Annotated in this window: 1 protein-coding gene and 1 pseudogene; both read right to left on the bottom strand. The window is 47.0% G+C overall.

Going from position 1 to position 283, the window contains the following annotated elements; all coding sequences use genetic code 11:
- Positions 1–90, bottom strand: a pseudogene (locus tag AAEY62_RS21915) (glycerophosphodiester phosphodiesterase); the annotation flags it as partial.
- Positions 87–283: EamA family transporter (locus tag AAEY62_RS21910; RefSeq protein ID WP_350636509.1), on the bottom strand; the 197-nt coding region annotated here is incomplete at its 5' end. The pseudogene AAEY62_RS21915 and the gene AAEY62_RS21910, both read right to left, overlap by 4 nt.

Here is a 283-nt window from a genome sequence, read left to right as displayed (position 1 = left end):
GTCAACGCCTATTTGTAAGGCCGCCATAATGGCGCTTTGGGTGTTCTCTGGAAAGTGCCCACTGGCACCGCGATGGGCAAATACTTTCATTGGCGTGATTTCCGTGCAATAGACCAAGTTTCAAAACAAGCAGCGCTAACAATTAATGCACCACCAATAAAAGTGGCGATAGAGGGGCGCTCATGCAAAATAATAATAGCTAATAATGTGCCGTAAAGTGGCTGAAGGCAAGCAATTAGCCCCGCGGTTGCCGCCGATAAATGCTTTAAACTGGCAGCAAATA

The organism is Pseudoalteromonas sp. GW168-MNA-CIBAN-0100 (assembly GCF_040309225.1).
Classification (GTDB): domain Bacteria; phylum Pseudomonadota; class Gammaproteobacteria; order Enterobacterales; family Alteromonadaceae; genus Pseudoalteromonas; species Pseudoalteromonas arctica.
This window is presented reverse-complemented; position numbering and strand designations above follow the sequence as displayed.